The sequence below is a fragment of the Citreimonas salinaria genome (genome assembly GCF_900107235.1).
Lineage (GTDB): Bacteria > Pseudomonadota > Alphaproteobacteria > Rhodobacterales > Rhodobacteraceae > Citreimonas > Citreimonas salinaria.
The window spans coordinates 242,816-267,466 of sequence record NZ_FNPF01000005.1; the positions used below are offsets into that span (position 1 = coordinate 242,816).

Annotated in this window: 24 protein-coding genes and 1 pseudogene; 13 read left to right on the forward strand and 12 right to left on the reverse strand. The window is 68.3% G+C overall.

Annotation, left to right across the window (positions count from 1 at the left end; all coding sequences use genetic code 11):
• Nucleotides 1–340: 340 nt before the first annotated feature.
• From BLW27_RS08965 to BLW27_RS08990, 6 genes are all read right to left on the reverse strand, one after another.
• Entirely contained in the window at nucleotides 341–1,240 is a 900-nt protein-coding gene (locus BLW27_RS08965; RefSeq protein ID WP_089882339.1) for a helix-turn-helix transcriptional regulator, read from the reverse strand.
• A 112-nt stretch (nucleotides 1,241–1,352) separates the two neighbouring features.
• Nucleotides 1,353–2,171 carry an ABC transporter substrate-binding protein gene (locus tag BLW27_RS08970; RefSeq protein ID WP_089882341.1) on the reverse strand — a complete coding sequence of 273 codons (819 nt, stop codon included), beginning with the start codon at nucleotides 2,169–2,171 and terminating at the stop codon, nucleotides 1,353–1,355.
• A gap of 24 nt (nucleotides 2,172–2,195) precedes the next feature.
• Nucleotides 2,196–2,894 (reverse strand): ATP-binding cassette domain-containing protein, encoded by a 699-nt coding sequence (locus tag BLW27_RS08975; RefSeq protein ID WP_245710821.1) that lies wholly within the window; start codon nucleotides 2,892–2,894, stop codon nucleotides 2,196–2,198.
• A gap of 49 nt (nucleotides 2,895–2,943) precedes the next feature.
• Entirely contained in the window at nucleotides 2,944–3,642 is a 699-nt protein-coding gene (locus BLW27_RS08980; protein ID WP_089882345.1) for an ABC transporter permease, read from the reverse strand.
• A gap of 870 nt (nucleotides 3,643–4,512) precedes the next feature.
• Nucleotides 4,513–7,179 (reverse strand): methyl-accepting chemotaxis protein, encoded by a 2,667-nt coding sequence (locus BLW27_RS08985; protein ID WP_089882346.1) that lies wholly within the window; start codon nucleotides 7,177–7,179, stop codon nucleotides 4,513–4,515.
• Between the two features lie 69 nt (nucleotides 7,180–7,248).
• Complete coding sequence (locus BLW27_RS08990) at nucleotides 7,249–8,394, reverse strand: ABC transporter substrate-binding protein (protein ID WP_089882347.1); 1,146 nt, start codon at nucleotides 8,392–8,394, stop codon at nucleotides 7,249–7,251.
• A 261-nt stretch (nucleotides 8,395–8,655) separates the two neighbouring features.
• Here BLW27_RS08990 and phnC point away from each other — a divergent pair, with 261 nt between their 5' ends.
• The 4 genes and pseudogenes from phnC to phnE (BLW27_RS09010) form a co-directional block, all read left to right on the forward strand.
• Complete coding sequence (gene phnC, locus BLW27_RS08995; protein WP_089882350.1) at nucleotides 8,656–9,477, forward strand: phosphonate ABC transporter ATP-binding protein; 822 nt, start codon at nucleotides 8,656–8,658, stop codon at nucleotides 9,475–9,477.
• A gap of 74 nt (nucleotides 9,478–9,551) precedes the next feature.
• Nucleotides 9,552–10,451: a phosphonate ABC transporter substrate-binding protein gene (phnD, locus tag BLW27_RS09000; RefSeq protein ID WP_089882351.1), complete on the forward strand. Its 900-nt coding sequence runs from the start codon at nucleotides 9,552–9,554 to the stop codon at nucleotides 10,449–10,451.
• Nucleotides 10,452–10,523: 72 nt separating this feature from the next.
• Nucleotides 10,524–11,399 carry a phosphonate ABC transporter, permease protein PhnE gene (gene phnE / locus BLW27_RS09005; protein ID WP_089882353.1) on the forward strand — a complete coding sequence of 292 codons (876 nt, stop codon included), beginning with the start codon at nucleotides 10,524–10,526 and terminating at the stop codon, nucleotides 11,397–11,399.
• A gap of 10 nt (nucleotides 11,400–11,409) precedes the next feature.
• Nucleotides 11,410–12,423: pseudogene (gene phnE / locus BLW27_RS09010) on the forward strand (phosphonate ABC transporter, permease protein PhnE); the annotation flags it as partial.
• On the opposite strand, the gene phnF reads toward phnE (BLW27_RS09010), so the two are convergent.
• A complete protein-coding gene (gene phnF / locus BLW27_RS09015; RefSeq protein WP_089882357.1) occupies nucleotides 12,420–13,169 on the reverse strand; it encodes a phosphonate metabolism transcriptional regulator PhnF in 750 nt (249 codons plus the stop codon). The pseudogene phnE (BLW27_RS09010) and the gene phnF sit on opposite strands and share 4 nt — an antisense overlap.
• Nucleotides 13,170–13,286: 117 nt before the next feature.
• Between phnF and phnG the strand changes: the two genes are divergently transcribed.
• The 8 genes from phnG to phnN are packed head-to-tail and all read left to right on the forward strand — an operon-like array spanning nucleotide 13,287 to nucleotide 19,311.
• Entirely contained in the window at nucleotides 13,287–13,742 is a 456-nt protein-coding gene (phnG, locus tag BLW27_RS09020; protein WP_089882359.1) for a phosphonate C-P lyase system protein PhnG, read from the forward strand.
• Nucleotides 13,742–14,320 carry a phosphonate C-P lyase system protein PhnH gene (gene phnH / locus BLW27_RS09025; protein WP_089882361.1) on the forward strand — a complete coding sequence of 193 codons (579 nt, stop codon included), beginning with the start codon at nucleotides 13,742–13,744 and terminating at the stop codon, nucleotides 14,318–14,320. The genes phnG and phnH overlap by 1 nt, the downstream gene beginning before the upstream one ends.
• Nucleotides 14,320–15,408 (forward strand): carbon-phosphorus lyase complex subunit, encoded by a 1,089-nt coding sequence (locus BLW27_RS09030; RefSeq protein WP_089882363.1) that lies wholly within the window; start codon nucleotides 14,320–14,322, stop codon nucleotides 15,406–15,408. Before phnH ends, BLW27_RS09030 begins: the two co-directional genes overlap by 1 nt.
• Complete coding sequence (locus BLW27_RS09035) at nucleotides 15,405–16,262, forward strand: alpha-D-ribose 1-methylphosphonate 5-phosphate C-P-lyase PhnJ (protein WP_089882365.1); 858 nt, start codon at nucleotides 15,405–15,407, stop codon at nucleotides 16,260–16,262. The genes BLW27_RS09030 and BLW27_RS09035 overlap by 4 nt, the downstream gene beginning before the upstream one ends.
• Nucleotides 16,262–17,062: a phosphonate C-P lyase system protein PhnK gene (gene phnK, locus BLW27_RS09040; RefSeq protein WP_089882366.1), complete on the forward strand. Its 801-nt coding sequence runs from the start codon at nucleotides 16,262–16,264 to the stop codon at nucleotides 17,060–17,062. Before BLW27_RS09035 ends, phnK begins: the two co-directional genes overlap by 1 nt.
• A gap of 55 nt (nucleotides 17,063–17,117) precedes the next feature.
• Nucleotides 17,118–18,071 carry a magnesium transporter CorA family protein gene (locus BLW27_RS09045; protein ID WP_089882368.1) on the forward strand — a complete coding sequence of 318 codons (954 nt, stop codon included), beginning with the start codon at nucleotides 17,118–17,120 and terminating at the stop codon, nucleotides 18,069–18,071.
• Complete coding sequence (gene phnL, locus BLW27_RS09050) at nucleotides 18,062–18,763, forward strand: phosphonate C-P lyase system protein PhnL (protein ID WP_089882370.1); 702 nt, start codon at nucleotides 18,062–18,064, stop codon at nucleotides 18,761–18,763. Before BLW27_RS09045 ends, phnL begins: the two co-directional genes overlap by 10 nt.
• Entirely contained in the window at nucleotides 18,760–19,311 is a 552-nt protein-coding gene (gene phnN / locus BLW27_RS09055; RefSeq protein WP_089882371.1) for a phosphonate metabolism protein/1,5-bisphosphokinase (PRPP-forming) PhnN, read from the forward strand. Before phnL ends, phnN begins: the two co-directional genes overlap by 4 nt.
• Here the strand turns inward: phnN and BLW27_RS09060 are convergent.
• On the reverse strand, nucleotides 19,293–19,967 hold the full coding sequence (locus BLW27_RS09060; protein WP_089882373.1) for a DUF1045 domain-containing protein: 675 nt from the start codon (nucleotides 19,965–19,967) through the stop codon (nucleotides 19,293–19,295). The genes phnN and BLW27_RS09060 overlap by 19 nt on opposite strands.
• Here BLW27_RS09060 and BLW27_RS09065 point away from each other — a divergent pair.
• On the forward strand, nucleotides 19,966–21,159 hold the full coding sequence (locus BLW27_RS09065; protein ID WP_425429285.1) for an alpha-D-ribose 1-methylphosphonate 5-triphosphate diphosphatase: 1,194 nt from the start codon (nucleotides 19,966–19,968) through the stop codon (nucleotides 21,157–21,159). The two genes, BLW27_RS09060 and BLW27_RS09065, sit on opposite strands and share 2 nt — an antisense overlap.
• A gap of 1 nt (nucleotide 21,160) precedes the next feature.
• On the opposite strand, the gene BLW27_RS09070 is transcribed toward BLW27_RS09065, so the two are convergent.
• The 4 genes from BLW27_RS09070 to cobU form a co-directional block, all read right to left on the reverse strand.
• Nucleotides 21,161–21,907 carry a M48 family metallopeptidase gene (locus BLW27_RS09070; RefSeq protein ID WP_089882375.1) on the reverse strand — a complete coding sequence of 249 codons (747 nt, stop codon included), beginning with the start codon at nucleotides 21,905–21,907 and terminating at the stop codon, nucleotides 21,161–21,163.
• A 116-nt stretch (nucleotides 21,908–22,023) separates the two neighbouring features.
• The gene (locus BLW27_RS09075; protein WP_089882377.1) at nucleotides 22,024–23,043 is read right to left on the reverse strand and encodes a histone deacetylase family protein; all 1,020 of its coding nucleotides are present in this window, start codon (nucleotides 23,041–23,043) and stop codon (nucleotides 22,024–22,026) included.
• Nucleotides 23,044–23,074: 31 nt separating this feature from the next.
• Complete coding sequence (cobT, locus tag BLW27_RS09080; protein ID WP_089882379.1) at nucleotides 23,075–24,091, reverse strand: nicotinate-nucleotide--dimethylbenzimidazole phosphoribosyltransferase; 1,017 nt, start codon at nucleotides 24,089–24,091, stop codon at nucleotides 23,075–23,077.
• A complete protein-coding gene (cobU, locus tag BLW27_RS09085; protein WP_089882518.1) occupies nucleotides 24,075–24,614 on the reverse strand; it encodes a bifunctional adenosylcobinamide kinase/adenosylcobinamide-phosphate guanylyltransferase in 540 nt (179 codons plus the stop codon). Before cobU ends, cobT begins: the two co-directional genes overlap by 17 nt.
• Nucleotides 24,615–24,651 lie beyond the last annotated feature (37 nt).

Below are 24,651 nucleotides of genomic sequence, written 5' to 3' on the forward strand. Positions count from 1 at the left end.
ACTCCATGGACCGCTTCAACGCCCTCGGCACCGCCGAGACCATCCGCGTGGCATGACGGCCAATGGGGGAAGGGGCAGTCACGCCTCAGGCGCGCGTTGCGCAACAATGTCGCCAAGGACGGTGACTTCTTCAGACCCGCATTGAAGGCTGAACGACAGCTTCCTCGGGGGCTCAACATCCGCCGTTCTCCCGCAGAAACCTGTGAGGCGAGGGCGTTGAACATCGTGAATGGCCGCTGTAGCCGCCTCGTGTCGCGGGCTAGGGAAAAGACTCAACGAGAGATACCCCCGCAAGGGCAAGCTGCATATTTCGACTCGAGGGAGGCCGTCGGTCGTTGATCTAGGCGTTCCAGGCGACCCTGCCCAACGCGTCGATCCCGTAGCCGCCATAGGCATCGGCGCGCGCCTTGAAGGCACCGGACGTGCAGAACGTCATAAGGGTTTGTATCGGCGGCTCGAACCACGCCTTTCGGTCCACGAGCAGCGCGAACTCCTCGTCGAGGATCGGCACGAAGTCGAGGCCGTAGCTCCTGGCCACCGCCTCGAGACCGAAGGCCGCGTCGGCCGCGCCGCGGCGCACCGCCTCGACGGCTTCGTCCTCGGTGCGCGCCACCTCGGCCATGTCGAGCCCGGCCAGGGCCAGACCCTCGCGCGCGGCCAGGTGCCGGAACAGGGTGTCCGTGCCGGACCCGGGCTGCCGGGGTACGATGCGTCGGCCTGCCAGATCGCGCAGGCCCGATGGCGCGGGCATGTCCGGACGCACGACCAGACCGCGCCGCCTGGTCGCGAAGCTCACGAGCACGGCGTTCTGACCGGCCGCAGCTTTCGAAACCGCGGGCACGTTCCACGTGTCCGAAAGTTCATCGTGGATGTGCAGGCCCGCAGCAATGCCTTCTCGTTTCCCGAACCGCTCGACCCCGTCAAGCGAGCCGTCGTGGAACGTGGCGAGCCCGCAGCGCGACTGCCGGATCGCCCAGTCGAGCAGCGGGTCGTGGCTGCCCAGCATGATCGGCGGTCGATCCACCGCGCCGGGCGCCGCGCCGCCCTCTCCGCCGGACGTGGCGCGGTCTATCCAGATGCGGATTTCGTCCGCGGGAAACAGAAGCTTGCCGGTTGCGCGAGAGCAGGGCACCGCGCCCGAGGCGGCGAGGTCGTAGACCTTGCGCTCCTTCAGGCGCAGCAGATCAGCCAGTTCCTTGACCGTCAGGAATTCGTGATCCGGAAAGGCGGTGTCAGCCATGGGTCAACCTCAGGACATGTCGCGGGAAAGCGAGAAACGGTTCTTTACTCCCGCAAATGCGTCTTCACCTCCGGGGCGCGGGGGACGATGATCGGCCGCCCCGTGTTTTCGATCAGTCCGACGACGCGTTGGGGAAGAACAACTGCTGATCCGCGACCGTGTAGGCGGCGATGGCGTCCTGTCCCTCATCCGAGACCAGCCAGTCGGCGAAGGTCTGCGCCGCCTCGGCGTTCACGCTGGGGCAGCGTTCGGGGCTGACCGGGATCACCCCGTACTGGTTGAACATGTCCGCGTCGCCCTGCACCTGGATTTCGTAATCCTGCTTGTTCTCGAAGCTGATCCACGTGGCGCGGTCCGTCATGACGTAGGCGCCCATGCCGATGCCGGCATTCAGCGTCGCGCCCATGCCCGAGCCGGTCTCGCGGTACCAGTCGCCGGAAGCCGCCGAAGGATCGATGCCGGTTTCGGCCCAGAGCGCCATCTCTTTCCTGTTCGTGCCGGAATCGTCGCCGCGCGAGGCGAAGAGCGCGCCTTCCCCGGCAATCTTCGACAGCGCCGCCCGCACGTCCTCCATGCCGCCGACGCCGGCCGGGTCGTCCTCGGGGCCGACGATGACGAAGTCGTTATACATCAGGTCCATGCGTTCCGTGCCATAGCCGGCTTCGACGAACGCCTCTTCGGCGGACCTGGCGTGGACCAGCAGCACGTCGCCGTCGCAATTCTCGGCGTTCTTGATTGCTTGGCCGGTGCCCACGGCGACCACGTTGACCTTGATGCCGGTCTCGTTCTCGAACATCGGCAGCAGGTGGTCGTAAAGCCCGGAATTCGCCGTCGACGTGGTGGACTGGACGATGATCGACTGCTCCTGCGCCCAGGCGCCGCCGGTCAGGAGCGTGGCGATCGTAGCTGCGCCGAATGCCTTGATCTGCATGTTGTGCCTCCCTTGTTTGGTCTCTCAGACGACGATTCTGCCATTCAGGTAGTCCCGGGCCGCCTGGCTCTGCGGCGCATGGAAGAAGGCGGCGGCCGGGGTGTGTTCGGCGATACGACCGCGCTGCAGGAACAGGACGTCGTCGGCCATGCGCCGGGCCTGTCCGATATCGTGCGTGACGAAGATGACGCGCACGCCGCGGGCGCGCGCGTCGGCAACGATGCCTTCGATGGCCACGACCGAAGCCGGATCGAGGCTCGCGGTAGGTTCGTCCAGCAACAGCACCTCCGGATCCGTGGCGAGCGCCCGCGCCAGCGCCAGCCGCTGCGCCTCGCCACCCGAAAGGAGGCGCGCCGGCTGCGACGCCTTGTGGCCAAGCCCCACATGCTCGAGCAGCGCATCACGCCGGTCGCGGTCCTTGCCCCGGGCCCTGAGCACGAAGTCGATATTGGCGGCAACCGATCGGCGCAGCAGCACGGGCTTCTGGAACACGAGCGCCTGCCGCGCCGTCACGTCCCGCGGCGCGCGGCCACCCCACTCGATCCGTCCGCCGCTGGGCGTCATCAGCCCGTGCAACAATTTCAGCAACAGGCTCTTTCCCGACCCGTTCGGGCCCATGATCATGGTGCAGCCGCTCCCGCCCAGGTCGAAGCTCAGCCCGTTCAGCACGTTGGCCTGGCCGAAGCGCAACACCAGGTCGCGCACGGCGAGCGGCAGGATCATGGCGCCCTGCGCCGGTGGCGCGACGGCCGGAGACAGTGCGGCGACGGCGTCAAACATAGGCCTGCCGCGTTGCGGTCATGCGCACCGATTGCACCGCCGCGTTGACGCCGAGCGCTATGACCAGCAGGATGATGCCGAGCGCCAGCGCCAACGCGAGATCGCCCTTGGAGGTCTCCAGCGCGATGGCCGTCGTCATCACCCGCGTCAGGTGATCGATGTTGCCGCCCACGATGATCACGGCACCCACCTCGGCCACCGCCCGGCCGAAGCCTGCGAGACCCACCGTCAGAAGCGAATACCGCGCGTCCCAGAGAAGCGCCTCGACCGCCTGGACCCTCGTGAGACAGAGCGAGCGGAACTGCTCGGAATACTCCGCGTGCAGGTCCTCGAGCACCTGCCGTGACAGCGCCGCCACGATTGGCGCGATCAGGAGGGTCTGCGCAATGATCATCGCCGTGGGCGTGTAGAGCAGCCCGAGAAAGCCCAGCGGGCCCGACCGGGACAGGTGCAGATAGACCAGCAGCCCCACGACCACCGGCGGCAGCCCCATGAGCGCGTTCATCACGATCAGCACGGCGTTCCGTCCGGGAAACCGCCCGATCGCGACAAGCGAGCCGATGGGCAGGCCGATCAGGCACGCCAGCACGGTCGCGGTCAGGCTGACCCGCAGCGACAGCAGCACGATCTCGAGCAAGTCCGGGTCCCCGGACAGGACGAGCTGCAATGCAAGAGTGACCGCTTCGCCCATATATGCAAAATTTCCCAATTGCGCACGATTTTTCCGCATTTTGCACTGTATGCCGCTTTTACACATCGGTTCAAGCGTCTCGACCACTTGAACTACACCCGGAAAAGGCGCCAAGGCCGGTGGGATGACGGCCAAGCCGCCGCAGTTGAAAATGCAAAATTTTCGTACATCGCAGCGAACTACGGACTATGGACGGTTCTCCCGGCACCAGGGAATGCCGACTGCTTGGCCGACGACCTGCGCCTATAGAGTCATGGAACTCTCTCCTTGCGGTCGGTTGTGGCGCACTGAGAAGTCATGCTTGCATCAACAAGACGAAAACGAGGGCCTTTCGGTGAATGGCTTCAGCCCGGACGACTTGGTGCCCTAACTCCTGAACCAGTCCGCAGAGCAGACGAGCCTGGAATTAATGGCGTTCTACCGCAATTGCATATGCGATGCCCGGACCAAATGCGCGTCTTGTTCCACCTCGGCTATTTCGGTCCGATGCCGGCGACCACATTGGCCACCTCTCCAGTCGCACGAGACGCCATCAGGTGTTCTCTTCGTGCGTCGTAGGACAAGCACTACCTATCGAAGCATGAACGTCCGGCGCCCGGCGACGCGAGACGCCGAGCCTGTTGCCCGCGGCGCGGCGCGCCTTCGAAGATCTACTCGGCATCGCCGAACGGCACAGCGCGCAGCTTCTGGCGCAATTTTCACCAAGAGAGAGACTAATCCTTCTCGATTGCCTGCAACGGCTGTTCGGCCCGACCCGGCGCCCGCAGATAGTTGCGCTCGACATTTCATGCCGTCTGCCATCGCAGCCGGCGCCGGATGGACACCAGCGCCGGGCTAGCGCGGCGCCGGGTCCGGCGTCCGGACGCGGCCTCATGCGGCGCGGACTGGACCAGCTACGCCCCGCAGGCCGGAGCCCTGCCTGCGAACCGGCTGTCCGAGTGCGCCAGGCGTGGCGTCGACAGCAAACCGGGCGGCGAGTGCGGACAGGCGCGAAGCCTCGTTGTTGAGCCCGGTCGTCGCTTCGGTCGTGCGTTGCACCATTGCCGCGTTTTCCTGCGTGACGACGTCGAGATCGGTCATGGCGGTGTTGACCTCCTTCAGACTGGTGGCCTGATCAACCGACGATTGACTGATTCCCGCGACCATCGTCGAGACGTCGCTGAACCTTTCGAGCATCGACATCAGCGCGTCACCCGCGTTGCCGACCAGATCGACCCCATGGTCGACACGCTGCGCACTGTCGCCGATCAGCGCCTTGATCTCCATTGCGGACTCCGACGAGCGCTGCGCCAGCCCGCGCACCTCCGAAGCCACGACCGCGAAACCCCGCCCGGCCTCGCCCGCACGAGCCGCCTCCACGCCCGCGTTGAGCGACAGGAGGTTGGTCTGGAAGGCGATGTCGTCGATCACGCTGACGATGCTCGAGATCTTGTCCGAACTCGTCTTGATCGCCTGCATCGCGTCGATCGCCTCGCGCACGACGCTGCGGCTTTGCTCGGCCTCGGTCTTCGCGGCTTCGATCGTGGTCTCGACGTCGCGGGCATGGCCGGCGGCAGCGTTCACGTTCGATGTGACCTCGTCGAGTGCTGCGACCGATTCCTCGAGCGTGGCAGCCTGGCTTTCGGTGCGGCGCGACAGGTCGTCCGACGCCGCGCTGAGTTCGCCCGTTCCCGACAGGATGACGGAAGACGCGTCCGACAATTCGCGCAGCATGTCGCGCAGGTTGTCCTGGGCGTTGTTGAAGTCGGTCCGCAGCTTGTCGTAGCCCTCGGCCATGTCTTCTTCGATACGTTGCGTCAGATCCCCCCGCGAGAGGCGCTCCAAGCCATTCCCGATCAGCGTCACGGCCGCCATCTGTTCGGCCATACGGGCCTGCCGCTCGGCATTCTGGCTGGCTTCCATTGCGTCCTTCTCGATCAGGCCGTCGCGGAACACCGACAGCGCCCGGGCTATCCGGTTGATCTCGAGACTGGCGCGATCGAACCCGGTGACTTCGGCCAGATCGCCGCTCGCCAGACGCTCGGTCGTCTCGCTGATGCGGCGCAGCGGACGTTGAACCAGCAGCCGGGTGAGCAGAAGCGCCAGCAGCACGCCGCCGGCCTGCACGAAGAGCAGGATATCGACCTGATCGCGCGCGCCGGCAATCTCGGTCTGGATCTCGGTTGCCATGGTGGCGATTTCGCCCCGGCTGGCGACGCCAAGCTCGGCCGCGCGTTCGCTGATCAGCAGCACCGCGGCCGACGCCGCCTGCACCGCCTCGGCCGCCGCAATGTCCGCCTGAAGCGCAGCCTTCTTGAAGGCCGGTAAACCGCCTTCGGGATCGGCCAACCGGACGAGTTCGGCCAACGACGCGTCGAGCGCACCGTCGGCGAAGCCTTTGTGGGCGCTCAGGGCCTCGGCGTTGCGCAGCAGGTCGGGTGCCACCAGCCGGACATCGTCGGGATGCTGCGCGACCGCCACGTCCAGCGCGGATTCCTGAAACCGGCTGACCGCGCCGCTGATCTCGAACAGCGTGTTGATGAACGAGACTTCCTCGTCCAGCAGGCCCTGGATCGCCTCGCGGTTTTCCGCGCTGGCCTCCTCGGCGGCGATCATGAGGCCGAAGATCATGTCGTCGATGGCGCTTGCCAGCAGGACGTCCGCATCGCGGCGCACGGCAAGGATTCGGCTTGTCGCAGCGCCGGTGCGGAACCCGCGCGCCTGCCGGATCTCGGCGAAGGCATCGGCGGCCTGTCGGATCGACTCGGCGGACGCAGCGCCATAGGCATTCGCCTCCAGCCCCGCGATGAGTTCGACCAGCCTGCCGCGCGAGGCCAGCGCGAGATCGTCGAGGATCGAGCGCGTCGAGTCGTCGGTGCTCAGTTGCGCCGAAAGGATCGCACCGGAGAGCAGGTTGATCTCGGCCCGGGCGCCGAGCAACGATTGCAGCGCGACGAATTGCTCTTCGACGAGATCGGACAGGGTGGCGTCGACCGCCTCGATCGTCGTCTCGCCCCCCATGGCGAGATCGAAATAGGCGGCGTCGGCCATTTCGACCATTCGCTCGGACAAACTGGCGCCGGCCGCCCGCAAGGCGTCCAGCCCCTGCGCCACGCGCGCTTCGTTCTCGAACTGCAGATCGCGCGCCGCGACGAGCGCGCCCAGCCTCTCGCCCGCCTTGGTCGCGTCGGCCTGAAGATCGGCGCGCAGCTCGTCGGCCAGGCCCGCCACCGCCGCATCGAGCTGCACGGCCGCCTCGCCGGCCGCCTGCGCCCGGGCCTCCAGCGCCTCGGCGTCACGCGCGGCGATCGCGCCGATCATCGCGTTCTTCGCGCTGTCGGTCGCCGCGACCAACGCTCCACTATGTTCCAGCGCCGCAAGCTCGGTCCGGGTGAGATGCGACATGTCCTCGGATACCCGCGCGAAGACCATCGACGCCACGACGCCCAGCAGGGCGGACACACCCCCCAGCGCGAGCAGGATGAGCGTCAGCCGGGCGCCGATGCTGGACAGCCAACCGCGTCCGCGCGGCCGGGACTTGAGGATTTGCGCACTCATGGGAAACCTGCGTTCGTTAAACAGTGAGCCGGACCGCCCGGCACCGGGCGGCCCGCTTTTCAGGATCGATTACTCGACGGGCTCGAAGCTGCCGTCGGCGGTGATGCGGGTCAGGAACACCGACTCCATGCCCTGATTGTCGCCGGGACCGAAGGCCATCGACACTCCGCCCAGATCGACGTCGCCAAGCGTCGTCATCGCTTGAAGAAAGCTTTCGCGCGTGACGTTGGTGCCGGCCTTCTCGAGCGCCATCACGGCGACCCGCCCGGTCAGGTAACCTTCGAGCGATACGAAGCCCGGCTCGGCCGCGGGGTCGACGGCAGCCAGCGCGGCCTGATAGGCTGCGACGGCCGGCACAGAGGCGTCCCAGGGGAACGGCACGACCTGGCTTACGATCACGCCCTCGCCATCCGCGCCCAGCTCGCCGGCCAGAGCCTTCGAGCCCACGAAGGAGATGTTGACGAAGGTCGGATCGAACTTGAGCTTGCGCGACAGGCGGATGAACTCGGCCACGGGCTTGTAGGCGCCGACCATCACCACCGCCTCGGGCTCGGCCTTGCGGATATCCAGCAGCGCCTTCTTAACGGCGACGGTATTGCGCGTATACGTACCCTCGGCCGCAAGCGTCATCCCGCGTCTTTCAAGCGCTTCGGTCACGCCCGCCAGACCCACGCGGCCAAAGCCGTCATCCTGGTAGAGAATCGCGACCGATTTCATGCCCTGCCGGTCGACCAGGTACTCGATCCAGGCCTCGGTCTCGGCGAAATAGGTGGCGCGGATGTTCAGGACGTTGGCCAGTTGCGGGTCGCGCAGGAAGCCGGCGCCGGTGAACGGGCCGATGAACGGCAGTCCGGCATCAGTCGCGGCGGGTTGGGTGGCGGCGCTGGTGGGGGTGCCGACGGCACCGATCAGCCCGAGGTGAGCGTCACCGCCGATCACTGTCTTCACATGTGCTACCGAGCGATCCGGTTCGTAGCCGTCGTCGAAGCTGTCCAGTACGATGCGGCGGCCGTGGATGCCACCGGCGGCATTCGCTTCCTCGAATGCGGCGAGCAGGCCGAGCCGCATGCCCTGCCCCAGCGCGGCGGCCGGGCCTTCGAGGGCCGCGACCTGCGCGAAATGGACCTGCGCGCTTTCGATGCCCTGAACGGCATGACCGAGATGTGGCAATGCGGCAAGCACCGCCGCCGCCGCGATGGATTTCCTGAATGGCATGGGGGACCCTTCCCTAGTTGTGCGAAGGGCATCGTCAAGGCTGCCGCTTAACAAAACGCGAGCGGTGCCAGGATTGCGGCAGACGATCTGCCTAAAATGCGCCGGAATGCGGGCCGAAGGGCGATCGCGGCTTTTGCCCGAGCGCGCGCATCGGGTTGTCACGATTCTTTCGCAAATGGGACACGAAACCGAATCCGGACCATCAAGAAACTGACGCGTCCCCGGCATAGACCGCCCTCAAGCCACAGGGGACGGTGGGAAATGCTTACGATCAACGACTTGACCAGACGCTTCGGCGACAAGAAGGCCGTCGACGCGGTCTCGTTCCATATCGAGCGGCCAGCCATGGTCGGCATCATCGGGCGTTCGGGCGCGGGCAAGTCGACGCTGCTGCGCATGCTGAACCGCCTGACCGACGCCAGCGCAGGCCGGATCGTCTTCGATGGGCAGGACATCACCGCGCTTCGCGGCCGCGATCGGCGCGCCTGGCAATCGCGCTGCGCGATGATCTTCCAGCAGTTCAACCTGGTGCCGCGCATGGACGTGGTGTCCAACGTGCTGTACGGGACGCTGAACCGGCGCTCGACGCTGGCGACGATGTTCAACCTCTATCCGACCGCCGACATCCGCCGCGCGATCGGGATCCTCGACCGGCTTGGCATCGCCGAACAGGCGCCCAAGCGCGCCGAGGCGCTGTCGGGCGGCCAGCAGCAGCGCGTCGCCATCGCCCGCGCGCTGATGCAGGACCCGGCGATCATCCTCGCGGACGAGCCGATCGCCAGCCTCGACCCGATGAACGCCCGCATCGTCATGGACGCGTTGCGCCGGATCCACGAGGAAGACGGCCGCATGGTCGTGTGCAACCTGCACACGCTCGACACCGCGCGCACCTATTGCGACCGCATCATCGGCATGCGCGACGGCCGCGTCGTGTTCGACGGCTCGCCCGCGCAGCTGACCACCGGCGTCGCGCGCGACATCTACGGCGCCGGGGCGGACTTCTCGGAAGCCGCCACATCCACCGACATCGAGACGCTGGACAGGCACCAGTACGAACGCGGCAAGGCCCGCGCGCTGGTCTGAGCCAGTCGAAACCCCGCACCCGGCGGGAACACCCGGACCCGCGCCACGCGGGCCATTCCGAACGGAGAGACGTGATGAAGAAGACCTTCGCGATCGCGCTTGTCACCACCGCGCTGGCGGGCATGGTGCAGGCCCAGGAAATCGACGAATTCCGCATCGGCATCCTCGGCGGCGAGAACGCCCAGGACCGCATGACCTCGAACGAGTGCTACCGCGCCAAGGCCGAAGAGCTGCTGGGCGTGCCGGTGAAGCTGTTCACCCCGGCCGACTACGACGGCGTGATCCAGGGCCTCGTGGGCGGCACGCTCGACATGGCGTGGCTGGGCGCGTCGGCCTATGCCAAGGCCTACCTGACCGATCCGGAAGCGATCGAGCCGGTCATGGTCAAGACCAACCTCGACAAGTCCTACGGCTACCACGCGATCGGCTTCGCCCGCGCGGACAGCGGCATCACCTCGCTTGCCGATCTCGAAGGCAAGGTGTTCGGCTTCGGCGATCCGAACTCGACCTCGGGCTACTTGATCCCCTCGATCGAGATCCCGCAGGAAACCAACGCCTCGATGGAATCGGGCGACTATTTCTGCGAGGTCCGCTTTACCGGCGGGCACGAGCAGACCATCGTCGCGGTGTCCAACGGTGACGTCGACGCGGGCGTGACCTGGGCCGACGGCATGGGCGAATGGGAAGACGGCTACAACTCGGGCGCGCTGCGCAAGGCGTCGGATGCCGGTCTCGTCGACATGAACGAGCTGGTCGAGATCTGGAAATCCAAGCCGATCCCGGAAGGCCCGATCGTCCTGCGCAAGGACCTGCCCGAGCGCGTCAAGCTGGACATCACCACGCTGACCGCGTCGCTGCCCTACATGGACGCCGACTGCGCCTACAACTTCATGGCCGGCGAAGCGCTGGGCTTCCAGCCGATCAGCCATGACGCCTACACCTCGATCATCGAGGCGCGCAAGTCGCAGATATAAGCACGCCGCCCGCGTGCCGGCCGGTCCTGTAGGGGGCCGGCCGTTCTTTCCTGAATGCCAGAAAGAGCCCCGATGACCGATACCGCGTTCGGCCAACCGCCGGGGGTGCAGCGCACCGCCGAAATCCACGACGCCTACATGGCGATGGCGCGCACCAGGCGCATGTACGGCGGCATTCTGCTGGTGGTCTTCGTGGCGCTGATGGCCTCGGGCTTCGTGATGGCCGACAGCCGCAACGCCGGCGGGTTCTGGAACGGCATCCTCAACGTCTTCGACTTCCCTTCCGAGGTGCTGAGCGAGGCCGCGGACAAGGTGGCGCTGCTGCCCGCGCTGATGGTCCAGTTCTTCCCCTCGCTGGTGGAGACGATCAACATCGCCGCCGCCGCGACGCTCCTGGGCGGGATGACCGCGATCGCCCTGTCGCTGCTGTCGACGCGGGGGCTTGCGCGCTTCCCGCGGCTGATCGGGCTGTTCCGCCGGGTGATGGACGTCATGCGCGCGGTGCCCGAGATCGTCATCGCGCTGGTGCTGATCTTCATCCTCGGCGGCGGCCCGGTGCCCGCGATGATCGCCATCGCCATCCACACGGCCGGCGCGCTGGGCAAGCTGTTCTCGGAGGTCAACGAGAACGCCAGCCTGCAGCCGGTGGAAGGGCTGCAATCGACCGGGGCGACCTGGCTGCAGCAGATGACGCTGGGCGTGGTGCCGCAGGTCGCGCCGAACTGGCTGAGCTACGCCCTGCTGCGCTTCGAGATCAACATCCGCGCCTCGGCCATCCTGGGCTTCGTCGGCGCGGGCGGGATCGGCTACGATCTGAAGAACGCCTTCAGCTGGGGGCCCGGCCGCTACGACCAGGTGGCGGCGATCTTCATCCTGCTGTTCCTGACAATCGTGTTCTTCGACCAGCTGTCCAGCCACTACCGCAACAAGCTTGCCGGAAAGGCCTGAGCCATGCGGCGATGCCGTGCGCGTCGCCCTGGACGCCGGAGAGACGGCCGAGATCGACGGCCCGACCTTGCGCTACACCAGGCCCGGTTACGGCACGGTCACCGCCGCGGTGCAGGGGCGCGAGATCGTGCTCGACACGCCCGACGGGCAGGTGCCCGACTGGATCAGCGCCAGCAGCGCCCGCGTCACCATCACCGGCGACGGCGGCCGCGCCGTCGTGACCCGCGCGCGCACCGAGGTCTACGCCTATTCCTTCGGATGGGAGCTGTTCTTCTTCACGCTCGACAGCCCGTTCCACGGCCGGACCCTGGGCGAACTGGCGGGGCTGGCGTTTTCGTCCGAGCGCGTGGTGCCCGGCCAGAGCAACCTCTCGGCCATGATCGGCGACATCTGGAACAACAGCATGTGGCGGCACAAGGACGTGCTGTGGGCGATCTTCGAGACCGTGCTGATGGCCTTCCTCGGCACGATGGGCGCCGCGATCATCGCGCTGCCGCTCGCTTTCATGGCGGCCAAGGGCTTCACCCCGCTGAAGCCCGTCCGGTTCGGCGTGCGCCGCATCTTCGACTTCGTCCGCGGCGTCGACGCGCTGATATGGACGGTGGTGCTGGCCCGCGCCTTCGGCCCCGGGCCCTTGACCGGCACGCTGGCGATCCTGGTCACCGACACCGGCACCTTCGGCAAGATCTTCTCCGAGGCGCTCGAGAACGTGGACCGGAAGCAGATCGAGGGCGTCGCCTCGACCGGGGCGAAGCCGATGCAGCACTACCGCTTCGGGGTGGTCCCGCAGGTGGTGCCGGTGCTGCTGAGCCAGATCCTGTACTTTCTCGAATCCAACACCCGCAGCGCGACCGTCATCGGCGCGATCACCGGCGGCGGCATCGGCCTGATGCTGACGCAGGCGATCCAGACCCAGAAGGACTGGGAAGAGGTCGCCTATTACATCGTGTTGATCGTGCTGATGGTGATGGTCATGGACTGGCTGTCGGGCAAACTGCGCGGCGCGCTGATCGGCCGCCGCTAACGACCGCCCTGCCCTTCGGGCGCGTCGCCCAGCGTGAGCGTCACCCGGTCGCCGGCGAACCAGGTCCGCCCGTAGGCCACCGGCACGCCGGCCTCGTCCACGTCCAGACCCGTCGAGCGCAGCAGCGGCGCCCCCTCGCGCAGGTGCAGGTGCAGCGCCTGCACCGCGCTGGCCGACACCGCCGTCAGCCGCGTCGAGGCGCGGTTGTAATCGGCGACACCGGCACAGGCCAGCGCATCGGTCACGCCCTCCGACTCCGCCAACGCTTCGGCAATTCCGGGCAGGCGATCGGCGGGGAACACTGTTTCCGAAACCGCCACCGGCTGCCCGTCGGCCAGCGACAACCCGTGGAAGGCGCAGATCGCGGCGCCAGCCTCGACCCGCAGGGCCGACGCCTCGCCCGGCGTGGCGGCGCGGCTTTCGATCTGCAGCACGCGCTTTTCCGGCCGCTGGCCCGCGCGTAGCAGGTTCTCGCGAAAGCGCACGCGGCGACCGATGGGATAGTCGGTCGGCCGTGCCGCCACGAAGGCGCCCGATCCGCGTCGGGTGCGCACTAGCCCGTCGGCCACCAGCGCCGACAGCGCGTGGCGGATCGTGTGGCGATTCACGCCGAACCGCTCGGCCAGCTGCGCCTCGGTCGCCAGGCGATCGCCGGGCACATAGCGGCCCTCGGCGATCTCGTCTCGCAAAGTGGCGGCGATTGCCTGCCACAGCGGGGTCTTCGAGGCATCGGTCGAGGCTGTCATCCGTGTTCGTCACCCAAAATTCACAAAACCCTTCTGGCGCGGCGTGTCGACCCCTGCCATAATGTGTATAGTTGTATAGTAATTGGCGAAGTTGTCGAGATGAAAGGTCACGCGGACATGGATCACGCAAACGACGACCGGAAAGCGCGCATGAGTCTTCTGGCCAAGGCGGCGCCGGGCGGGGTTTCGACGCTGCTCGACGCGGCTTTAAACGCGGCGGGTCGGCCGGATTTCGACTGGCTGCGCGTGCCCGAGATCGGCAGCGTCATGGTCCGCGGTCGCGCCGGCGGCACCGGCGCGCCCTTCAACCTGGGCGAGATGACAGTGACCCGCTGCGCGCTGACGCTGGAGGGTGGCGCCGTGGGGCACGCCTACATCCAGGGCCGGCGCAAGGAGGATGCCACCGCCGCCGCGCTGGTCGACGCGCTGATGCAGACCGACGCGGCCGACATGCTGCGCGACAAGGTGCTGGACCCGCTGCGAGCCGAAACCGAAGCCCGACGCAGCACGCGCGCCGAAAAGGCCGCCGCCACCAAGGTCGAATTCTTCACGCTCGTCAGGGGAGAGGATTGATGGACGCCACGACGCTTCAGGGCGGATTTGCGACTCCACCCGTGGATGCCGCCCACGCCTTCCGCGCGGTGATGGAGGCGATGGCCCGCCCCGGCACGATCCATCCGGTCAGCGGCGCCAAACCGCCGGCGCCCCTGTCGGTCGCTGCCGGCGTGGTGCTGCTGACGCTGTGCGACGCCGGGATGCCGGTCCACCTGGCGGGCGCGATGGACTGCGACGCCGTGCGCGCCTGGATCGCCTTCCACACCGGCGCACCGTTGACCGGCCCGGCCGACTGTGCCTTCGCCCTAGGGGAATGGGACGCGCTGACGCCGCTCGACCGATTTCCCGTCGGCACGTCCGAATACCCCGACCGCTCGGCGACGCTGATCGTCGAGCGCCCGTCCCTCGAACCCGTCGGCGTGCGGCTGAACGGGCCGGGCATCCGCGAAACCGCAGCGCTGTCGCTGCCCGAGACGCGGGCCTTCCGCAAGAACGCGGCGCGCTTTCCTCTGGGACTGGACTTCGTGTTCACCTGCGGCGACCGGCTGGCCGCCCTGCCCCGATCGACCACCGTCACCGAACCGGAGATGACGTGATGTACGTTGCTGTCAAAGGCGGCGAACGCGCCATCGAAGCGGCGCATGAGTGGCTGGCCGAGGAACGCCGCGGCCACCCGGCCGTGCCCGAACTGAGCATCGCGCAGATCCGCGAGCAGATGAGCCTGGCGGTCAACCGCGTGATGGCCGAGGGCTCGCTCTACGATCCCGACCTGGCCGCGCTGGCGATCAAGCAGGCGCGCGGCGACCTGATCGAGGCTATCTTCCTGATCCGCGCCTACCGGACCACGCTGCCGCGCTTCGGGGCCAGTACCCCGGTCGACACGGGCGCGATGGCCTGCGACCGGCGCATCAGCGCGACCTTCAAGGACCTGCCCGGCGGACAGGTGCTGGGGCCGACCTTCGACTACACGCACCGGCTGCTGGATTTCAGACTGGCGGCCGACGGCGAAGCGCCCGCAGCGCCCCGGCGCGAGGCCTCGCCCGCCCCGGTGCCGCGCGTGTCGGAATTCCTCAACCGCGAGGGGCTGATCGAGGCCGCCGTGCCCGACGACACTGCCCCACCCGACCTGACGCGCGAACCGCTGGAACTGCCGGCCGCACGCGCGCTGCGCCTGCAGGCACTGGCTCGCGCGGACGAGGGCTTTACCCTCGGCCTCGCCTATTCAACCCAGCGCGGCTACGCCCGCAACCACGCCTTCGTCGGAGAACTGCGCATCGGCACCGTCCCGGTCGAGATGGAAATCCCCGAGTTGGGCTTCGCCGTCGAGATCGGCGAGATCACCCTGACCGAGTGCGAGACCGTCAACCAGTTCACCGGCTCGAAATCCGAGCCGCCGCAGTTCACCCGCGGCTACGGGCTGGTCTTCGGCCAGACCGAGCGCAAGGCGATCTCGATGGCGCTGGTCGACCGCGCCCTGCGCTGGGAGGAGCTGGGCGAGGACAACGTGGGCGCGCCGGCGCAGGACGCGGAATTCGTGCTGTACCACGCCGACAACATCCAGGCGACCGGGTTCCTCGAGCACATCAAGCTGCCGCATTACGTCGACTTCCAGTCCGAGCTGGAACTGGTGCGCAAGCTGCGGCGCAACGTGGAAGCCAGCCAGCAGCAGGAGGCCGCGGAATGACCGACCGCGACTACAACTTCGCCTATCTCGACGAACAGACCAAGAAGATGATCCGCCGCGCGATTCTCAAGGGGCTGGCGATCCCGGGTTACCAGGTGCCCTTCGCCAGCCGCGAGATGCCGATGCCCTATGGCTGGGGCACCGGTGGCGTGCAGGTCAGTGCCGCGGTGCTGACGCCCGACGACACGCTGAAGGTCATCGACCAGGGCGCCGACGACACCACGAACGCCGTTTCGATCCGCGGCTTCTTCGAACGCACAGCCGGAGTGGCGACGACCACGCACACGAAGGACGCGACCGTCATCCAGACCCGCCACCGCATCCCCGAGGCCGCGCTGGCCGAGGGCCAGGTGCTGGTCTACCAGGTGCCGATCCCCGAGCCGCTGCGTTTTCTCGAACCGCGCGAGACCGAGACGCGCAAGATGCACGCGCTCGAGGAATACGGCCTGATGCACGTCAAGCTGTACGAAGACATCGCCCGGCACGGCCACATCGCGACCGCCTACGCCTACCCCGTGAAGGTCGAAGGGCGCTACGTGATGGACCCCTCGCCGATCCCCAAGTTCGACAACCCCAAGCTGTCGGACTGCCCGGCGATCCAGCTCTTCGGCGCGGGCCGCGAGCAGCGCATCTACGCGCTGCCACCCTATACCCGCGTCGAAAGCCTCGACTTCGCGGACCATCCGTTCGAGGCCAGCAAGGCCGACCACCCCTGCGGGCTGTGCGGTGCGACGGACAGCTACCTCGACGAGGTGATCACAGACGATGCGGGCGCGCGGATGTTCGTCTGTTCCGACACCGACCATTGCGAGGACCGCCAGCCGCGCGGCCATCGCGGAAAGGATGCGGCGTGATGCGCGACACAACCGATACGACAGACACCGACACCGCGCTGCTGTCGGTGCGCGGCATCACCAAACGCTACGGCGCGCATATCGGCTGCGCCGACGTGTCATTCGACCTGTTCCCGGGCGAGGTGATGGGCATCGTCGGAGAAAGCGGGTCCGGAAAGACCACGCTGCTGAACTGCGTGGCGGGCCACATGGCACCCGACGCGGGCGAGGTGATCTTCGACACGCGCGACGGCGGCCCGCGCGACACCGTCACCATGTCCGAGCCCGAGCGCCGCATGCTGGGCCGCACCGACTGGGCCTTCGTGCACCAGCACGCCCGCGACGGTCTGCGCATGGGCGTCAGCGCCGGCGGCAACGTGGGCGAGCGTCTGATGGCCGTGGGCGCGCGCCACTACGGCGACATCCGTGACCGCGCGACCGACTGGCTGACCCGCGTGGAAATCGAATCCGCCCGCATCGACGACCGCTCGTCGACCTTCTCTGGCGGCATGCAGCAACGCCTGCAGATCGCGCGAAACCTTGTGACCGGGCCGCGGTTGGTGTTCATGGACGAACCCACCGGAGGGCTGGACGTCAGTGTGCAGGCGCGTCTGCTGGACCTGCTTCGCGGCCTGGTGCGCGACATGGGCCTGTCCGCGGTCATCGTGACCCACGACCTTGCCGTGGTGCGCCTGCTGGCCGACAGGCTGATGGTCATGAAGGACGGCCGCGTGGTCGAGGACGGACTGACGGACCAGGTGCTGGATGACCCGCAGCACCGCTACACGCAGCTGCTGGTCTCGTCGGTGCTGCAGGCATGACCCGGCCGTTGCGCCGTGCGCTCTCCGAACAACGCAAGACGACGGAGACCCAGGAATGATCTGCAGCTACCGGCCCCGGGGCGAAGCCTTGTCCTGCACCGACACCCTGGACCCCGAGGCGCCCTGGATCGACCTCGTGCAGCCCGATGCCGAGGAGCGCGCGCGGGTGTCGGAACTGGTCGGCTTGGATCTGCCCAGCCTCGCCGACCAGGAAGAGATCGAGCATTCCTCGCGGCTCTATCTGGAACACGGCGTGCCGGTGATGACCGCGCTTCTGACCGTGCGCACGGACGCCGGCGCCGTCGAGACCGCGCCGGTCACCTTCATCCCGACGCGCGACCGGCTGGTGACCATCCGCCACCAGCCGCATGGCGCCTTCCGAGCGTTCCACGACCATCCCGACAGGTCGTCGCTGGGGGTCGGCTCGGCCTTGCGCATCCAGGTCGGGCTGATCGAGGCGGTGGTCGACAGGCTGGCCGACTTTACAGAGCACGTCGGCCGGGAGATCGACCTGATGACCCGCGCGGCCTTCCAGTTCGGCGAAGGACCGGCAAAGGACCACGAGGCGGCGCTGCGCGATATCGGCCGGCAGGACACGGTGGTGATGCAGATCCGCGAAAGCCTGACATCGCTCGACCGGCTGCTGGGATTCCTGCAGCCGACGCTGGGCAAATCCGGCGACGCGGACGAGGCGCGTCGCGCGATCAAGAGCGCCCAGCGCGACGTGCGCACGATCTCGGAACAGGCCACCTTCCTGACCTCCAAGACCGCGCTTCTGCTCGAGGCGACGTTGGGGATGATCTCGATCGAGCAGAACGAGATCGGCAAGATCTTCTCGGTCGTGGCGACGGTGTTCCTGCCGCCGACGCTTATCGCGTCGATCTTCGGCATGAACTTCGTCGTCATGCCGATCCTCGAGTGGCGCTATGGCTACTACGCGTGCCTCGCGCTGATGGTGCTCACGGCGGCAGCGCCGCTGCTGTGGTTCAAGCGAAAGGGATGGCTGTGACGGCTGTGACGATCGAATTGCGAAATGTGGCGAAGACCTTCACCCTGCACAACCAGGGCGGCGCGGTGATCCGCGTCATGGACGGAGCGCATCTTTCCGTCGCCCCGGGCGAATGCGTGGCATTGACGGGCGCATCGGGCGCGGGCAAGTCGACGCTGATGCGGATGATCTACGGCAATTACCGCGCCGCGCAGGGCACCATCCTCGTGGGCGGCGTGGACGTGGCCATCGCCCCGCCGCGCGACATCATCCGGCTGCGGCGCGAGGTACTGGGCTATGTCAGCCAGTTCCTGCGCGTGGTGCCGCGCGTGCCGACGCTGGACGTGGTGGCCGAACCGTTGCGCGCCACGGGCGTGCCGGCCGAGGCGGCGCGCGACCGTGCCGCTGCTCTGCTCGAGCGACTGAACATCCCGCGCACGCTGTGGGGCCTGTCGCCGACGACCTTCTCGGGGGGCGAGCAGCAGCGGGTGAACATTGCGCGCGGCTTCGCGCATCCCTTCCCCGCGCTGCTGCTGGACGAGCCGACCGCCAGCCTCGATTTCGCCAACCGCGAGATCGTGCTGGGACTGATTGAGGACGCCAAGGCGCGCGGCGCGGCCATCGTCGGCATCTTCCACGACGAGGCGGCCCGCGCCCGGATCTGCGACCGCGAAATCGACGTCTCGGTCTTCGCCCCGGATCGCGCCACATGAGCGGACGGCTGATCGCGGTCGTGGGCCCGTCCGGCGTGGGCAAGGACAGCGTGATCGCGGGAATCGCGGAGGCGCGACCCGACTGGGTCGTGGTGCGCCGGGCCATCACGCGGCCCGCGGATGACGGCGCCGAGACGCACCAGCCGATGACGCCCGACGAGTTCGACGCGGCGACGGACGGTGCTGCGTTCTGCCTGGCGTGGCCCGCGCATGGCCTGCGCTACGGTATCCCCGCAGAGGCGCTGGATGCGGTGCGCGCAGGGGCAACGCGGATCGTCAACCTGTCGCGCGCGGTGCTGCCCCATGCGGCGCAGGCCTTCCCGTCGATGGTGGTGCTGCACGTGACCGCCTCGGCGCCGGTGCTGGCGCGCCGGCTGGCGGCACGGGGACGCGAGACCGATGCCCAGATCGCCCGCAGGCTCGACCAGGCGGACCGCCCGCTGCCTTCTCTGCCGGCACAGGTTCAGGTGCTGGAACTGAACAACGACGGCCCGCTCGAGGACAGCGTCGCGCGCGCTCTGACCCTGCTTCAGCCGGAAAGAGCGTAGCGATGCAGCAGCTCGAATCGGCCGTCGGAACGCTCTCCGCACAGGCAAAGGCTGTCGAGCATGAAGGGCCGCGGCAGGGGCGGCAGGGCCTCCGCGACCATCGCCTGGACCCGGCCGAGATCTTCACGCGCGATTTTGCCGGTCAGCGTCATGTGAAAGCGGAACCGGTCGAGCACCCAAGGATAGCCCCAGTCGCGCAGCAATTCCTCGGCCCGCGCGTCGAGTCCCGCACCCCGGCGACGCTCCAGCTCGGCCTCGGAGGACGGGGCGCGGAAGCGGTCGAGGTCCTGCACGCAGGCGGCGGCGACACGGGCAACCTCGGAATTGTCGCCCTCGGGCGTCAGCGCCAGGAACCGACCCAGCCGCGACAGGACCAGCCCGTCGGCGCGCGCGCGCGCGGTGCGCGCGGCCAGTTCCGCCACCGCGTCGCGCAGGGCGTCCACCGTTTCGCCCTCGGCCAGCCGGAACGGCGGCTTGAGCGTCGCGTGAAATCCGTACTTGCGCGGCGCATCGGTCAGCGTATCGAGGCCGGGAAGGTCCGGCTGGGGCACATCACGCCCCGCCTGCGCGTCCCAGCCCAGCCAGGCGGCGCCGAAACTTGCCAGCGCGCCCTCGGGCGGCATGTAATAGACAGCATGACGGGAATGAACTGACATGAACTCTCCGATCCTTTCCGGCGGCCTGGCACGGTCGGGTGACACCATGATGACAGGCAGCGTCTGCCTGGCCAATGCGCGGCTGATCCTGCCCGATGCCGAGACGATGGGCCAGATCACCGTCGAGGACGGGATCATCACCGCGATCAGCGACGCGACCGACGTGCCGCCCGGCGCGATAGACTGCCGCGGCGACCACGTGATCCCCGGCTTGGTCGAACTGCACACCGACAACCTGGAACGCCACATCGAGCCGCGCCCCGAGGTGGACTGGCCCCACCACGCTGCTCTTCTGGCGCATGACGGAGAGTTGGCTTCTACCGGGATCACCACGGTCTTCGACGCGATGCGCGTGGGTTCGATCCACAGCGGCAGGGGTCAGACCGGCAGTTACGCCCGCAGGCTCGCCTCCGAGCTGATGGACCTGCGCGCCGCCGGCACGCTGCGCATCAGCCACTTCCTGCACCTGCGGGCCGAGATCTGTTCCGAGACGCTGCTGGACGAGCTGGCCGAATTCTCGCCCGAGGACCGGGTCGGCATCGTCAGCCTGATGGATCACACCCCTGGCCAGCGCCAGTTCCGCGACGTATCCAAGCTGAAGGTCTACGCCGCCAAGAAGCAGAACATGACCGACGCCGAATTCGACGAGCACGTGGCGCACCTGACCGGCCTGCAGGAGCGCTTCGGCGAGAAGCACGAGACCGGCGCCGTGGCCGAGGCCGGACGGCTGGGTGCGGTGCTGGCCAGCCACGACGACACGACTCCTGAGCAGGTCGCGCAATCGCACCGGTCGGGCGTGGGCTTCGCCGAGTTTCCCACGACCGTCGAGGCGGCCGAAGCGTGCCGCGAGGCCGGCATCGCCATCATGATGGGCGCGCCCAACATCATCCGCGGCGGCTCGCACTCGGGCAACGTCTCGGCGCTGGACCTTGCGGCGCGCGGGCTGCTGGACATCATCTCGTCGGACTACGTGCCCTCGGCGCTGCTGCTGTCGGCGTTCCGCCTGGCCGAGGCGTGGGACGACCTGCCGCGCGCGATCCGCACCGTCACCGACGCGCCCGCCCGCGCCGCCGGCCTGCGCGATCGCGGAACGCTGCGCAAGGGCCTGCGCGGCGACCTGGTGCGCGTCGGGCGGCACGGGGACACGCCGATCCTGCGCGGCGTCTGGAGCCGCGGGCGACAGGTGGGCTGAACTAGAGTTCGGTCAGGATCTGCTCGATCTCGGCGATGCGCGCGGCGGGGGCCGGGTGCGTCGCCAGGAATTCGGGCGGACGCCCCTGCGAGGCACTGTCCATCGCCTGCCAAAGGCCCACCGCCTCGCGCGCGTCGAAACCCGCCTCGTCCATCATCAGCACGCCCAGCCGGTCCGCCTCGAGCTCCTGCCGGCGCGAATAGGGCAGCACCACGCCGAATTCCAGCCCGACGCCCATTGCGGCCGCGATGGCATCAGCGAACTCGACCTCGCCCATCCGCAGCAGCCAGCGTAGGAAGGCCAGACCCTGGTCCTTGGCGACGGCGGCGCTCAGCCGTTCCTGGCTGTGCTCGGCCTGAAGGTGGCCGATCTCGTGGCCCACCACGGCGGCCAGCTGGTCCGCGTTCTCGAACACGCCGAACATGCCTTCGTAGAGGCCAATCTTGTTGCCGGGCAGCGCGAAGGCGTTGATCTCGGGTCCGGCGAAGACGGCGATCTCCCAGTGCGCGGGGTCCTCGCCCGCGGCGGCCAGAAGCCGTGCGCCCACCTGCTGCGCCGCCTGCCGGGCATCGGTGTCGCCGCTCAGGGCCGTGGCGCCGCGGATCTCGGACCAGGCGCGAAGTCCCATCTGGCGCACCTCCTCGTCCGAGACCAGCGTGATGTCGTCGCAGCCCGACAGCCCCGTAGCCGCCGCGCCCCCGGCGAGACAAAGGAACGCGCGGCGGCCGATCCGGCAGTTACCGCACATGGCCAGGGCCTTCTGTCAGGATCGGGGGCGTGGCGCTGCGTAGGGGGGTCATCGCGATCTCCGGCTGTTGCGGCGCCGGACAAACCCGGGCCGTGCCGTACGGGTTCCGCGCCGCGTCAGGCGCCGTATCCGCCCAGCACGCGCGTCAGGTTCACCCCCAAAGTGTCCGAGACATAGCCGCCCTCCTGCACGAAAAGCACGCGCGGCCCGGCTTCGCGGAACGCCGCGCCGATGCGGGCAAAGCCCTCCTGCGTCACGGCGAGTCCGTGGAACGGGTCATCGATCGAGGCATCCAGCCCCAACGCCACGACGATCACGTCGGCGCCGAAATCCGCCACGCGTTCAAGGCCGCTATCCAGCGCGGCGAGAAATCCTTCGTCACCGGTGCCGCGCGCCAACGGCAGGTTCAGGTTCGCGCCGATCCCGGCGCCCTCGCCCCGTTCGTGCGAGTGGCCCCAGTAGAATGGATAGAACCGAGCTGGATCGGCGTGGATCGACAAGGTCAGAACGTCGCCGCGCGCGTAGAAGATGCCCTGCGTACCGTTCCCGTGATGCACGTCCACGTCGACGATCGCCGGCCGAAGGCCCGCCGCGCGCAGACGCTCGGCGGCAATGGCCGAGTTGTTCAGAAAGCAGAACCCGCCGGCGAGATCTGCGAAGGCATGGTGCCCCGGCGGCCGCGACAGCGCATAGGCGGCCTGGCCCGTGGCCGCAACGTGATCGGCGGCCGCGACCGCCGTCTGGGCCGAGGCATAGGCCGCGCGCCAGGTGCCTTCCGCAATCGGGCAGGCCGTGTCGGCCTGATGATAGCCCGCCTGCCCCACCGCACCCTGTGGATAGGTGTCGGTGCGACGAGCGGGATGGATGTTGGGAATGACCTCGGGGCCGGCATCCGGCAAATGCTGCCAGCGGGCGTGGATCGTGCGCAGGAAGGTCAGGTATTCGGCCGTGTGCACCGCCGCGATCGGGCCGATGCCAGCGTCGCGCGGAGCCTCGAAGACGCAGCCGGAGGCCTCGGCGCCGGCGCGCAGGATGTCGATGCGGCGCGGCTTTTCGGGGCTTGGCTTGGTGATGCCGTTGGCCATGAAGTGCTGCGGGTCGTGATCGCGCTGCGTGTCGTCGAAGAACGCCTTCATCGTGTCTCCCTGCTGCTGGTCGCGCCGCTTTTCAGCCGCCCGCGACGCCCGCCTCGGCGAAAGTCGCCATGCCGTTGTGGCATTCCAGCGCCGCGCGCAGAACCCCCAGCGCGACCGCCGCGCCCGAGCCTTCGCCCAGCGCCATGTCGAGCGCCAGGATCGGCGCCTTGCCCATCTCGTGCAGCAGACGCGTATGGCCCGGTTCGCGGCTGGCATGGCCGACGAGGCAATGATCCAGCAGGCGCGGGTCGGCATCGAACAGCGGGGCCGTCGCGGCGGTGCAGATGAACCCGTCGAGGATCACCGGAATCGAAAGCGCCCGCGCCTGCAGCACCGCACCGCAGATCGCCGCCTGTTCGCGCCCGCCCAGCGCCGCCAGCAGCGCGGCGCCGCGGATCCCCGCGTGCCGTTCGACGGCCCGCGCCACCACGTCCGCCTTGCGCGTAAGACCTTCGTCATCGACTCCGGTGCCCCGGCCGACCCAATCCGCCGCCGCGCCCCCGAAAACCGCGTGCGCCAGCGCGGCGGCGATCGTGGAATTGCCGATCCCCATCTCGCCCAGCACCAGCACCTGCGCGTCAGCATCGACCGCGCCAGCGCCGCGCCGAATTGCGTCCAGCACCTCGTCCGCGCTCATCGCGGGCGCCTCGGTGATGTCGGCAGTCGGCCGGTCCAGGTCCAGCGCGATCACCGACAGGTCGGCCCCCGAGGCACGGCACAACTGGTTGATCGCGGCGCCACCTGCGTCGAAATTCGCCACCATCTGCGCGGTGACTTCCTGCGGGAACGGGTTCACGCCCTGCGCGCAGACGCCGTGGTTGCCGGCGAAGACCAGCGCCTGCGCGCGGTCGATCACCGGGCGCGGCGTGCCCTGCCAGCCCGCCATGAAGATCGCCAGCTCCTCGAGCCGGCCCAGCGCGCGGGGCGGCTTGGTCAGCGAATCCTGCCGAGCCGATGCCGCCTGCGCCGCCGCCACGTCGGCGCCGGGCAGCGTGTCGACCAGCCCCGGCAGGGCGTCGAGCGAGGTCAGGTCAGAAAGAATGGTCATTCGGTTTCACCTTCACTGGGTAGCCCGCGACGCTCAGCCAGACCTCGTCGCATGCGCGGGCCACCTGCTGGTTCAGCCAGCCCGCCGCGTCGCGGAACTCGCGCGCGAGCTTGTTTTCCGGGACGATGCCGGCGCCCACCTCGTTGGTGACGAAGATCACCGGCCTCGATTGATGCGCTATGCTTTCGGCCAGGTCGGTCCCCGCCGCGCGCCACTCGTCGCCCGCCAGCATCAGGTTGCTCAGCCACAGCGTCAGGCAATCGACCAGCCGCGGGTCGCCGTCCGGGTTGCCTTCCCCGTCACTGTCAAGCAGCGCGCCGATCAGGTCGCGAGGCGCGGCGATGTCGCGCCATTCCGGGCCACGCCGGGCGCGGTGCGCTGCGATCCGCGCCGCCATCTCGTCGTCGCCCGCCTCGGCGGTGGCGATGTAGACCGCGCGCCCCGTGGGCCGCAGCGCCATGCGCTCGGCCAGGTGCGACTTGCCCGAGCGGGCGCCGCCGGTGATCAGTATCGACTTTTGCATCCGCCCGTGAAAAAGCAGGTTCGCCCGGGGAATGAAA

What these genes read in the sequence shown, in the direction of transcription:
- BLW27_RS08965 (WP_089882339.1), bottom strand. Translation starts at nt 1,240, where the DNA reads ATGGCTGACACCGCCTTTCCGGATCACGAATTCCTGACGGTCAAGGAA.
- BLW27_RS08970 (WP_089882341.1), bottom strand. Translation starts at nt 2,171, where the DNA reads ATGCAGATCAAGGCATTCGGCGCAGCTACGATCGCCACGCTCCTGACC.
- BLW27_RS08975 (WP_245710821.1), bottom strand. Translation starts at nt 2,894, where the DNA reads ATGATCCTGCCGCTCGCCGTGCGCGACCTGGTGTTGCGCTTCGGCCAG.
- BLW27_RS08980 (WP_089882345.1), bottom strand. Translation starts at nt 3,642, where the DNA reads ATGGGCGAAGCGGTCACTCTTGCATTGCAGCTCGTCCTGTCCGGGGAC.
- BLW27_RS08985 (WP_089882346.1), bottom strand. Translation starts at nt 7,179, where the DNA reads ATGAGTGCGCAAATCCTCAAGTCCCGGCCGCGCGGACGCGGTTGGCTG.
- BLW27_RS08990 (WP_089882347.1), bottom strand. Translation starts at nt 8,394, where the DNA reads ATGCCATTCAGGAAATCCATCGCGGCGGCGGCGGTGCTTGCCGCATTG.
- phnC (WP_089882350.1), top strand. Translation starts at nt 8,656, where the DNA reads ATGCTTACGATCAACGACTTGACCAGACGCTTCGGCGACAAGAAGGCC.
- phnD (WP_089882351.1), top strand. Translation starts at nt 9,552, where the DNA reads ATGAAGAAGACCTTCGCGATCGCGCTTGTCACCACCGCGCTGGCGGGC.
- phnE (WP_089882353.1), top strand. Translation starts at nt 10,524, where the DNA reads ATGACCGATACCGCGTTCGGCCAACCGCCGGGGGTGCAGCGCACCGCC.
- phnF (WP_089882357.1), bottom strand. Translation starts at nt 13,169, where the DNA reads ATGACAGCCTCGACCGATGCCTCGAAGACCCCGCTGTGGCAGGCAATC.
- phnG (WP_089882359.1), top strand. Translation starts at nt 13,287, where the DNA reads ATGGATCACGCAAACGACGACCGGAAAGCGCGCATGAGTCTTCTGGCC.
- phnH (WP_089882361.1), top strand. Translation starts at nt 13,742, where the DNA reads ATGGACGCCACGACGCTTCAGGGCGGATTTGCGACTCCACCCGTGGAT.
- BLW27_RS09030 (WP_089882363.1), top strand. Translation starts at nt 14,320, where the DNA reads ATGTACGTTGCTGTCAAAGGCGGCGAACGCGCCATCGAAGCGGCGCAT.
- BLW27_RS09035 (WP_089882365.1), top strand. Translation starts at nt 15,405, where the DNA reads ATGACCGACCGCGACTACAACTTCGCCTATCTCGACGAACAGACCAAG.
- phnK (WP_089882366.1), top strand. Translation starts at nt 16,262, where the DNA reads ATGCGCGACACAACCGATACGACAGACACCGACACCGCGCTGCTGTCG.
- BLW27_RS09045 (WP_089882368.1), top strand. Translation starts at nt 17,118, where the DNA reads ATGATCTGCAGCTACCGGCCCCGGGGCGAAGCCTTGTCCTGCACCGAC.
- phnL (WP_089882370.1), top strand. Translation starts at nt 18,062, where the DNA reads ATGGCTGTGACGGCTGTGACGATCGAATTGCGAAATGTGGCGAAGACC.
- phnN (WP_089882371.1), top strand. Translation starts at nt 18,760, where the DNA reads ATGAGCGGACGGCTGATCGCGGTCGTGGGCCCGTCCGGCGTGGGCAAG.
- BLW27_RS09065 (WP_425429285.1), top strand. Translation starts at nt 19,966, where the DNA reads ATGAACTCTCCGATCCTTTCCGGCGGCCTGGCACGGTCGGGTGACACC.
- BLW27_RS09060 (WP_089882373.1), bottom strand. Translation starts at nt 19,967, where the DNA reads ATGTCAGTTCATTCCCGTCATGCTGTCTATTACATGCCGCCCGAGGGC.
- BLW27_RS09070 (WP_089882375.1), bottom strand. Translation starts at nt 21,907, where the DNA reads ATGTGCGGTAACTGCCGGATCGGCCGCCGCGCGTTCCTTTGTCTCGCC.
- BLW27_RS09075 (WP_089882377.1), bottom strand. Translation starts at nt 23,043, where the DNA reads ATGAAGGCGTTCTTCGACGACACGCAGCGCGATCACGACCCGCAGCAC.
- cobT (WP_089882379.1), bottom strand. Translation starts at nt 24,091, where the DNA reads ATGACCATTCTTTCTGACCTGACCTCGCTCGACGCCCTGCCGGGGCTG.
- cobU (WP_089882518.1), bottom strand. Translation starts at nt 24,614, where the DNA reads ATGCAAAAGTCGATACTGATCACCGGCGGCGCCCGCTCGGGCAAGTCG.